Source organism: uncultured Microbacterium sp. (assembly GCF_947632095.1).
Taxonomy (GTDB): domain Bacteria; phylum Actinomycetota; class Actinomycetes; order Actinomycetales; family Microbacteriaceae; genus Microbacterium.
In genome coordinates, this window is the sequence record NZ_CANROA010000031.1 from 21,659 (window position 1) to 28,016 (window position 6,358).

Annotated in this window: 6 protein-coding genes; 4 read left to right on the plus strand and 2 right to left on the minus strand. The window is 68.3% G+C overall.

The annotated features are described in order from the left end of the window. Window positions 1-3 precede the first annotated feature (3 nt). Entirely contained in the window at window positions 4-1,434 is a 1,431-nt protein-coding gene (gene argH / locus Q0Z66_RS08915) for an argininosuccinate lyase (protein WP_298040331.1), read from the plus strand. Window positions 1,435-1,489: 55 nt separating this feature from the next. Continuing rightward, a complete protein-coding gene (locus tag Q0Z66_RS08920; RefSeq protein WP_298040332.1) occupies window positions 1,490-2,134 on the plus strand; it encodes a SatD family protein in 645 nt (214 codons plus the stop codon). A 3-nt stretch (window positions 2,135-2,137) separates the two neighbouring features. On the opposite strand, the gene Q0Z66_RS08925 is transcribed toward Q0Z66_RS08920, so the two are convergent. After that, window positions 2,138-2,716, minus strand: a complete 579-nt coding sequence (locus Q0Z66_RS08925; RefSeq protein WP_298040334.1) for a hypothetical protein — start codon at window positions 2,714-2,716, stop codon at window positions 2,138-2,140. Window positions 2,717-2,754: 38 nt separating this feature from the next. Here Q0Z66_RS08925 and tyrS point away from each other — a divergent pair, with 38 nt between their 5' ends. After that, window positions 2,755-4,080 (plus strand): tyrosine--tRNA ligase, encoded by a 1,326-nt coding sequence (tyrS, locus tag Q0Z66_RS08930; RefSeq protein WP_298040335.1) that lies wholly within the window; start codon window positions 2,755-2,757, stop codon window positions 4,078-4,080. A gap of 3 nt (window positions 4,081-4,083) precedes the next feature. Continuing rightward, window positions 4,084-4,908, plus strand: coding sequence for a DUF4184 family protein (locus Q0Z66_RS08935; protein ID WP_298040336.1), 825 nt, complete (start codon window positions 4,084-4,086; stop codon window positions 4,906-4,908). On the opposite strand, the gene Q0Z66_RS08940 is transcribed toward Q0Z66_RS08935, so the two are convergent. Further along, complete coding sequence (locus Q0Z66_RS08940; protein WP_298040337.1) at window positions 4,863-5,642, minus strand: CoA transferase; 780 nt, start codon at window positions 5,640-5,642, stop codon at window positions 4,863-4,865. The two genes, Q0Z66_RS08935 and Q0Z66_RS08940, sit on opposite strands and share 46 nt — an antisense overlap. Between the last annotated feature and the right edge of the window lie 716 nt (window positions 5,643-6,358).

A 6,358-nucleotide genomic window follows, 5' to 3' on the forward strand; every position in this document is an offset into this window, starting at 1 on the left:
AGTATGAGCGACGCGAAGCACGATGGCACGAACGAGGGCGCACTCTGGGGCGCACGATTCGCGAGCGGGCCGTCGCCCGAGCTCGTCGAGCTGAGCCGATCCACCCACTTCGACTGGATCCTCGCACCCTACGACATCGCGGGTTCGCACGCGCATGCCAAGGCCCTGGCCGCCGCGGGCTATCTCGAGGCAGACGAAGAGCGCCGCATGCACGAGGGTCTCGACGCCGTCGCGCGCAAGGTCGCCGATGGCACGATCGTGGCCCAGCCGACGGATGAGGACGTGCACGGCGCGCTCGAGCAGGCGCTGATCGCCGAGCTCGGCCCTGAACTGGGCGGTCGCCTGCGCGCCGGTCGCAGCCGCAACGATCAGATCGCAACCCTCGTGCGCATGTACCTGATCGACCACGCGAAGGTCATCGCCCGCGATATCCTGCGCGTCATCGACGCCCTCGTGGCCCAGGCCGAGGCGCACCCCGATGCGATCCTGCCCGGCCGCACCCACCTGCAGCACGCGCAGCCGATCCTGCTGGCCCACCACCTGCAGGCCCACGCCTGGCCGCTCGTGCGCGAGCTCGAGCGCCTCGTCGACTGGCGCGTCCGCGCCGGTGTCTCGCCGTACGGCGGCGGCGCCCTCGCCGGATCCACGCTCGGCCTCGACCCCGAGCTCGTCGCCCGCGAGCTGGGCCTCGACCGCCCGGCGGAGAACTCGCTCGACGGCACGGCCGCGCGTGACGTGGTGGCGGAGTTCGCGTTCATCACGGCGATGATCGGCGTCGACCTGTCGCGCCTGAGCGAGGAGATCATCCTCTGGAACACCCGCGAGTTCGGGTTCGTCACGCTGCACGACGGCTACTCGACCGGTTCCAGCATCATGCCGCAGAAGAAGAACCCCGACATCGCCGAGCTCGCCCGCGGTAAGTCCGGCCGACTCATCGGCAACCTGTCGGGTCTCATGGCGACCCTCAAGGGCCTGCCGATCGCCTACAATCGCGACCTTCAGGAGGACAAGGAGCCGGTCTTCGACTCGGTGAACACCCTTGAGGTCGTGCTCCCCGCGTTCGCCGGCATGGTCGCGACGCTCACCTTCGACACCGAGCGCATGGCGGCGCTCGCGCCGCAGGGCTTCTCGCTGGCGACGGACGTCGCCGAGTGGCTCGTCAAGCAGCGCGTTCCCTTCCGCGACGCCCACGAGATCTCGGGTGCGCTGGTCAAGGCGTGCGAGATCCGGGGGATCGGACTCGAGGACGCCGATGATGCTCTGCTTGCGGAGGTCTCGGCGCACCTGACCCCGGCGGTCCGCGAGGTTCTCAGCATCGAGGGATCCGTGGCCTCGCGCACGGGAGCCGGCGGCACCGCTCCTATTCGTGTTGAGGAGCAGCGTGCGGAGCTCATCGCCCGCACCCAGGCTGCGGTGCACGCTCTCGGGATCTGACGCAGATATCAGCGTTATTCTGATATTTGCTGAATATCAGTGATAAGCTGATGTAATGCTGACCGTCGTCACCGCTGACATCATCGGCTCCCGGGAGATCGCCGACCGGAGCGCCGCCCAGAAGGTCTTCGACGCGTCGATCGCCCGCGTCGAGCAGGCCCTGCCCGTCGTCGTCCGCGGACTTCGTCCGACCGTCGGTGATGAGCAGCAGGGTGTTTACCCGACCCTCGAAGCGGCGCTCGCGACGATCCTGCTGCTGCGGCTCGCGCTTCCGGACGGGCTCGAATTCCGTTACGGAATCGGGCTCGGCGAGATCGGGCGCGTTGCGTCCGTGGGGATCGAGCAGGGGATCGCGGACGGACCCGGCTGGTGGGCGGCGCGCACAGCGGTCGAGCACGTCGAGAAGCTTCAACGGCGGGACGCACCGAACGCTCGCAGCTGGGTGGTCGCCGATGAGAAGACGGCGAAGACGGATGCTGCGGCGGTGAACTGGGCGAACGCCTATCTGCTAGCCCGCGACGAGATCGTGTCGACCATGACCGCCCGCTCGAGGCGGCTGACATACGGGCGGTGCTTGGGTGAGCCGCAGCGCGAGCTCGCCCGTGCAGAGGGCATCACGCAGTCCGCGGTCTCGCAAGCGCTGGCGAGCTCGGGCGCTTCGGCGATCGTCGCTGGATTCCGCATGCTCGCGGTGGCTTGAGGGTCAGAGCAGGGCCAGGCGTGCGATCGCGCCGACCGCTCCTGCCCACAGCAGGCTCGCCACGGTACCGATGATGAAGCGCTCCCGCGCCTCCGGCTCTCCGAGCTCGGGGAATCGTCCGATTCCTTTGACAGCGATGACCGCCGCGACCGCTTCGGGGAATCCGACCGTGATCGCCACCGCCGCCGCGACGCGTTCGAGGAAGCCGATCACGGTACCGCCGCGCATGAGCGTGCGGGGAGCCGAAGCATCCGCCGCGATGATGAGGATCCCGCCATCGCGGGTCTCGCGCACACGATCTCCGGAGGCGATGTCGAGCGCACGGCGCGTGAAGGGGGACCCGCCGATGACGGCGACAGTCATGGCCAGGAGGATGACCGGTAGGCGCAGAGCCAATGGGGCCGACGTGATCGGGGCGACGAGCGCGGTGATGAGCGCGGCCGCGGCGAGTGCGCAACTGATGGCGACAGGTGCCGTTCTTGCATGGCGGAGCCCGGCGATGCTGAGCGCGAGGGCGATGAGGAGAGCACCGCCGAGGCTTGCGGCGGCGACCGCGGCGACTGCGGGATCGGCGATGATCATGACGACAGCCTGGCACGAGCATCCGACATCGAGGAGACATGCGCGCTGATAGCCTGGAACGCGTGTCGAATTCTGATCTGACGACTGCCGCTGTGGCGAATGACCCCGCGTTCGAGAACGTATGGGATGAACTCGTCTGGCGTGGCCTCGTCCACGTGTCCACGGACCAGGAGGCGCTGCGCGCCCTGCTCGGCGGAGACCCGATCACCTATTACTGCGGATTCGACCCGACGGCACCGAGCCTGCACCTCGGCAACCTCGTACAGCTGCTCGTCCTGCGTCGCCTGCAGCTCGCCGGTCACAAGCCGCTCGGTCTCGTCGGCGGTTCGACCGGTCTCATCGGAGACCCCCGGCCCACGGCCGAGCGCACCCTGAACACCCGCGAGACGGTTGAGGAATGGGTGGGCCGTCTGCGCGCACAGGTCGAGCGCTTCCTGAGCTTCGAGGGCGTCAACGCCGCCCGTATCGTGAACAACCTCGACTGGACGGCGCCGATGTCGGCGATCGACTTCCTGCGCGAGATCGGCAAGCACTACCGTGTCGGAACGATGCTGAAGAAGGACGCCGTCGCCGCGCGCCTCAATTCTGATGCAGGCATCAGCTACACCGAGTTCAGTTACCAGATCCTGCAGGGCATGGACTTCCTGGAGCTCCACCGCCAGTACGACTGCGTGCTGCAGACCGGTGGATCGGACCAGTGGGGCAACCTCACCAGCGGTACCGACCTCATCCGTCGCGTCGAAGGCGTCTCGGCGCATGCGATCGGCACCCCGCTGATCACGAACAGCGATGGCACGAAGTTCGGCAAGAGCGAGGGCAACGCCATCTGGCTCGACGCCGAGATGTGCAGCCCGTACCGCATGTACCAGTTCTGGCTGTCGACGGCGGATGCCGATGTGATCGAACGTCTGAAGATCTTCACGTTCCTCACCCGCGCCGAGATCGAGGAGTACGCGGCTCTCGTCGAGGGCGAGCCCTTCCGCCGCGCCGCGCAGAAGCGCCTCGCGCTCGAGGTCGTCGCCACCGTGCACGGCATCGATGCGACGGCGGCCGTCATCGCGGCATCCGAGGCTCTCTTCGGTCAGGGCGACCTGACCGCGCTCGATGCCGTCACCCTGCGCACCGCTCTCGAGGAGCTGCCGAACGCGACCGTGCCCGCCGGCACGAGCGTGGTCGACGCGCTCGTCGCGACCGGTCTCGTCGCGAGCCTCTCCGAGGCCCGCCGCGCGATCAAGCAGGGCGGCGTCGTGCTCGATGGGCAGAAGATCGACGACGAGCAGGCGCTCGTCACGGCGAGCCTGCCCGGCGGAGTGTCGGTGCTGCGCCGCGGCAAGAAGACCCTCGCCGGCGTGTTCATCGGCTGACGGATGCCGTTCACGCCGAGCCACGCCGTCGTGGCCCTGCCGTTCATCCGCACGCCGTTGATCCCCGCGGCGGTTGCGATCGGTGCGATGACGCCGGACCTGCCGTTGTTCCTGCGGGGTTTCGGCGTCACCTACGCGTTCACTCACACGAACGGCAAGGTCGTGTGGACCGGCCTGATCGCCTTCCTGCTGTTCCTATTGTGGCGAGTTGTGCTGCGTCCGCTCGCCGGGCGTCTCGCGCCACGCTGGGTCGCCCGGCGCCTCCCGGGGGAGTGGGACCAGCCGGCTTGGCGGGCCGCTCAGGACGCGGTGGGCGTCGGCAGAGCGTGGTGGTACCCGTTCATGCTCGCGGTGTCGTTGCTGCTCGGGGTGATCTCGCACATCCTCTGGGATGCGTTCACTCATGAGGGTCGGGCGGGCTCCGACTGGCTTCCGGTGCTCGCCGAGCAGTGGGGCCCGCTCGCCGGATACAAGTGGCTGCAGCACGGATCCAGCGTCGTGGGCCTCATCATCATCGGCATCTGGATGCTGTGGTGGATCCGCCGCGCGCCGGTGCGCGCGATCCCCGAGACGACGCGGCTCGAGACCGCCGTGCGCATCTCCTGGTGGGTGGCGCTGCCCGTGATCCTCATCGGCTTCTGGACGTTCGGCTACTTCGCGTACGGACCGCTCACCGCGGAGTTCACCGTTCAGCATCTCGCGTACCGCACGCTTCCGCGAGCTGCAGGCATCTGGGCGATGCTCACGCTCGCGCTGTGCGTGGTGCTCACCATCTGGCCGGGTCAGCGCCGAACGGACGCGGCGGCTGCAGGCGCACCCCGGGGATGACGGATGCGGCCGTCGTGATGCAACGGCCGGCGACGACGAACTCCTCTGTGTGCGCGGAGGCAACGAATTCGGCATCCGGTGCTGGCTCCGCCGTCCGCGGCATCCCGAGCAGCTCGGCGGCGGGCGAGGGCGTCGAAGACGGAGGCCGCCAGCAGATAGCCCGCGCTGTGGTCCAAAGCCTGTGCGGGGAGCACACCGGGAGTCGCGCCGTCGGGCGACTCGATCATGTCGATGCCGGACTCCGCCTGTACGAGACTGTCGAATCCACCGCGCTCGGGCTGTTCGTCTCCCCATGCGCTCAGTTGTGCGATGACGAGATGCGGATGCTGTGCGGCGAGGTTTGCGGGGGAGAGGCCGAGTCGCGCGAGTGCAGCCGGGCGGTACCCGAGCACGATGACGTCCGCGCGCGCGAGAAGGCCCGGCATCCGCGGGTCGTGCGCATCGAGAAGTGCGGAGCGCTTGCCGTGGCCGGTGTCGAGATGCTGCCACCCGGGCTCCGGCATATGGGGAGGGTCGATACGGAGGACGTCTGCGCCGAGGGAGCCGAGAGTGCGGGTGCTGACCGGGCCGGCGATCACACGGGTGAGATCGATCACACGGATGCCGCGCAGCGGGAGCGCGCTTGAGGGGAGCTGTTCTCCGCGTCCTGCCGGTGCCCCGTCCCCGACGCGCTCGATGCGCACGAGGGGAGTGGAACGCAGCGCAGCATCGGATGCGGGGTCTTCTTCTCGCACGTCCGCCTGCAGCCGAGATGCGGTCGACGACGGCGGAGACGGATGACGCGGCGAGTGCGTCGCGCAGCGGGTCGGCGTCGGATACCTCGTCGAGCCCGAAGGTGCGGAGGATCGCCGTGGCGTGATGGGGGTAATTACCGTGGGTGCGCCCCCCCCGTCAGTCGTCTGCCAGAAACCGGAGAGCGCGGACCACGCATCGGGGCGGGCTCCGTCGATGCGCATGACCCGATCGCTCCGGTACGCCGTCGCGATCCGTGCCGGATCGGCCAACGGATGCTCCGGGCCGAAGGCCGCTCGGAGTAGCGCGGTCACGCTCGACCAGGCGAGCGGGCCAGTCGCGAGGCGTGAGGACAGCGGACCAGCAGGGGGGGGAGCATGTCGCGATCGTAGAACGATGCCCTGTGCGACACGCCCGGATTCCCGTGCTGATTTGCCCGATCCCCGGAACCCGCGTAAGTTATTACTTGTTCGCCCCACAGGGTTGAGAGAAAGCCTCTGGCTCACCTCCCCTCAAGTGGCGGACAAGCTCCCGAAAGTTCTTCATCACTTCGGTGTGGAGATGCTTCGGGAGTTGCTCTGTGGTTACCGCAGATCGGGTCTGGTTCGCCGGACACGCCGATTTGACACACGGTTGCCGCGGGGTAAGATAGAGAAGTTGCCCTTCGGGCCTGGTCGTGAGGCTGGGTCGTGGGAGCATCCGATCCTTGAGAACTCAA

Bases quoted from the DNA above. Each gene is read 5' to 3' on its own strand.
- argH (WP_298040331.1), top strand. From the start codon at position 4: ATGAGCGACGCGAAGCACGATGGCACGAACGAGGGCGCACTCTGGGGC.
- Q0Z66_RS08920 (WP_298040332.1), top strand. From the start codon at position 1,490: ATGCTGACCGTCGTCACCGCTGACATCATCGGCTCCCGGGAGATCGCC.
- Q0Z66_RS08925 (WP_298040334.1), bottom strand. From the start codon at position 2,716: ATGATCATCGCCGATCCCGCAGTCGCCGCGGTCGCCGCCGCAAGCCTC.
- tyrS (WP_298040335.1), top strand. From the start codon at position 2,755: ATGCGCGCTGATAGCCTGGAACGCGTGTCGAATTCTGATCTGACGACT.
- Q0Z66_RS08935 (WP_298040336.1), top strand. From the start codon at position 4,084: ATGCCGTTCACGCCGAGCCACGCCGTCGTGGCCCTGCCGTTCATCCGC.